The sequence below is a fragment of the Streptomyces sp. 8L genome, assembly GCF_020176795.1.
Lineage (GTDB): Bacteria > Actinomycetota > Actinomycetes > Streptomycetales > Streptomycetaceae > Streptomyces.
Window position 1 is genome coordinate 1 of record NZ_JAIUKE010000758.1, and the last position, 3,115, is coordinate 3,115.

At 76.5% G+C, this 3,115-nt stretch carries 3 protein-coding genes and 1 pseudogene; 2 read left to right on the plus strand and 2 right to left on the minus strand.

Going from position 1 to position 3,115, the window contains the following annotated elements:
* Positions 1-372: pseudogene (locus LCE31_RS38330) on the minus strand (hypothetical protein); the annotation flags it as partial.
* Positions 373-635: 263 nt separating this feature from the next.
* Here LCE31_RS38330 and LCE31_RS38335 point away from each other — a divergent pair.
* Together LCE31_RS38335 and LCE31_RS38340 are read left to right on the plus strand one after the other, a co-directional pair.
* A complete protein-coding gene (locus tag LCE31_RS38335) occupies positions 636-839 on the plus strand; it encodes a hypothetical protein (protein WP_225022798.1) in 204 nt (67 codons plus the stop codon).
* Between the two features lie 158 nt (positions 840-997).
* A complete protein-coding gene (locus tag LCE31_RS38340; protein ID WP_225022799.1) occupies positions 998-2,170 on the plus strand; it encodes a DUF2332 domain-containing protein in 1,173 nt (390 codons plus the stop codon).
* 92 nt (positions 2,171-2,262) lie between these two features.
* On the opposite strand, the gene LCE31_RS38345 is transcribed toward LCE31_RS38340, so the two are convergent.
* A partial coding sequence (locus tag LCE31_RS38345; protein ID WP_374118701.1) for a hypothetical protein occupies positions 2,263-3,115 on the minus strand: 853 nt, incomplete at its 5' end.

Below are 3,115 nucleotides of genomic sequence, written 5' to 3' on the forward strand. Positions count from 1 at the left end.
CGCGCTGACCCCGGCGTACGCGGCGACCAGCAGCATCCCCAGCGCGATCATGTCCGCCGCGGGCACGGGCGCCCCGGCGCCCCGCCCCGGTGCGTCACCGGTCAGCCGCGGCCCGCCCCGCGGCCGCAGTACGTTCCCCGCCCGCAGGTCCCCGTGCGCCCGCCCGGCCTGGTGCAGCACGCCGAGCGCCCCGGCCAGCCCGGCCGCGATCCACAGCACCGCGTCCTCGGGCAGGCCACCGCCGGCCCCGACGACCTCGGCGAGCGAGGGCGTACGCGCGGCGGCCTCCGTCCGCGCCGGTTCCCCGCCGGGCCGCGCCCGCGACGGGCCCGCTCCATTCCCTGCCGGATCACTGTCCGCCGACCGACTCATCCCGTCCCCCGACCAGAAGAGGTTCCACGACGAGTCTGGTCCAACTCCGCCCGGCCTACAAGGACTTGGACGCAGTGCCCCAGTCCTTCACGGCATCGGCGCACGTATCGGCGGGACCGGTGGATGCCCCGGCGGCGCCGGGACCGCCCCTCCGCGTACTCGCGGCGCCCCGTCGCGTCCGACGGCCGAGCGCGCGGGGAGCCGGCTCGCGCCCCTAGCCCGCCGTCCGGCGCGCGGCCCGCCGACTCGGGCTCGGCCGGGCGTTGCTGCTGGCGAGCTTCGCGCTGTTCGCGAAGCGCGGCGCCGCCTCCATCGGGCTCGACGTCGACACCGAGAGCCCGACCGGGGCGCACGTCCTGTACGCGCTGGCCGGCATGGAAGTAACCGTGGCCATCGGGCAGTTCGAACGGGACGTACCGCACCGGGGCGCCGGCCCCTCCGGCGGTGCCGGGGGACGGGCCCGGTGACCCGGGGGTGACGCCTGCCCGGTCCCCTCTGCCGCCGGGCGGCCGGTCCTCCCGGGGGCCGCGCTCCGGAGCCGGGCGAGGGCTTTCCCGGGGCCGCGCTCCGGGCCGGGCGATGTGGTAGAACGCCCCAGCGGCGCACGACACGGGGGAGGCGCGCGATGACCGGGACGCGGGACCAGCCCACCGGGGCGGGCGCCGGGGCGGAACGGCTCCGGAGGCTGTTCCGGTTCTTCGGCGCGACGCAGGCCAGGGGCCGCTCCCCGGTGTACGAGGCGCTCAGCGAAGGCGTCGCACGCGACGACGGCCTGCTGGCCCTCCTCCTGGACACACCGGAGACGCAGCGCCGCCCGGCGCTCCTGTTCGCCGCGGTGAACCTGCTCCTCGCATCGCGACGTGACACCGAACTGGCCGCCTACTACCCGATCCACGGCGGGCGCCGAGGAGTTGACGACCGACTGGTCCCGGCGTTCTCCGCCTTCTGCGCGCCGCACCGCGGCGAACTGACCCGCCTTCTGGCGCGGCGCTCCACCCAGACCAACGAGATCCGCCGATGCGTCGCGCTGCGCCTCGGCGTCGAGCACGTCCAACGCCACTGGCCGGGGCCCGTCGCCCTGGTCGAGGTCGGCGCGAGCGCCGGACTCAACCTGCTGTTCGACCGGTACGACTACCGCCTCGACGGCACGGCGCGCGAGGTCCCGCCGGGGGCTCACGCGTCCCCGGTCGTGGTCTCCACCGACGTACGGGGCGCGTCCGGCGCGGAACTCCTCGGGGCGCCGCCGACGATCACCCGCCGTCTCGGCGTCGACCGGCACCCCGTCGACCTGTCGGACCCAGACGCCCGCGCCTGGCTGGAAGCGTTCGTCTGGCCCGAGCAGACCGCGGAACTCGCCACGCTGCGCGGCGCCGTCGCCCTCGCGCGCACCGTCGGCAACGCCCCCGTGGTGACGGGCGACGCGGTCACGGACACCGCGCGGACGCTCGCCGGGCTGCCGGGCGGCGAGCCGGTGGTCGTGTTCACCGCCTCGCTGCTCAGCTACCTCACCGCCGAGGCCCGTACCGCCTTCGTCGCCCAGCTGGAAGAAGCCGCCCGCGCGCGCCCGGTGGCCTGGGTCTTCGCGGAGGGGCCCGGCCTGCTCGCGACCACCCCGCTCGACCTCCCGGCCCTGCGCGGCCCGCTCGCGCGGCGCAACTCCCTCTACGCGGTCGGAACCGCCCTGCGCGGCGCGGGCCCGAACCACGATCGGCTCCTGGGCCTGGCCGACCCCTACCTCCGCTGGATCTCCCCGGCCCGGGGAGAAGCGGACGACTTCGAGTGGGTCCCGGCGGGCTGAACGTGACGTGCGGGGCGCGCCGGCGTACGCGGTGTACGCGTCTACGGCCTACGCGCGCGTGCGTGGCGTACCCGTAGGGGCCGGGGCAGCCGTCAGCGGTCCCGGGCCGCCGCCGCGGCCGACGCCTGGGCCTGGCCGCGCGCCGCGATCTGGCGGAACGCGAAGTCCGAGATGTCGTCGCCCGCCGTGAAGACCGCCTTGTCCTTGGCCGTCACCGCGCGCCGCGACTCGAACCCGCTGACCGTGAAGTACGCGTACCTCCCGTACGAGTTCGTCGTCGTACGGCAGACCGTGACCCGGCAGAACGTCGGCACGCCCGCGCCCGCCAGGGAGGCGACACCGCCGCCAGGGCCCTGGTTCTTCACCGCGAGCGCCCGCGCCTCCTTGTCGAAGACGGCGACGCCGACCGTGACCGCCACCCCGTCCTTGCTGTACGTGGCGCGGATCAGCCGCGTGCACCCCTGCGCGGTGAGCGAGGAGCCGAGGGCGCCCTGCGTCGCCGCCGCGCAGCTCGTACTCGTGGCGGTGGCGCCCTTCACATACGTGCGGTCGCCTATCGTCAGCCGCTTCCCGGGGAACAGCGTGGCCGAACTGAGCGGCGCCTTGTCCTTCGCCGCGCTGTCGATGAAGTCCTTCGGGTTCAGGGGCGGCTGCGGCGCCACCGAGGAGAACGACGGCTCGGGCGAGACGGACGGCTCCGGCAGCGGGGGCAGCGCCTGCGAGGTGCTCGGGTCCGGATCGGCGGCGCGGTCGTCGCTGCCCGCCGAGACGACGGCGGTGGCGACGATCGCCCCGACCGCACAGGTCGCGAGCGCGATCCCGCCGATCAGGAGCCAGCGCTTGCGCCGGCCCCGCGCGGCGGAGGCGTCGGCCAGCGCGGACCAGTCGGGCGTGCCGTCGGACCCGCCCGTCCCGAAAGGCCCGCCTGTCCCGAAGGGCCCGCCC

Excerpts from the sequence above, each read along its gene's own strand:
- LCE31_RS38340 (WP_225022799.1), top strand. The coding sequence starts at position 998 with ATGACCGGGACGCGGGACCAGCCCACCGGGGCGGGCGCCGGGGCGGAA.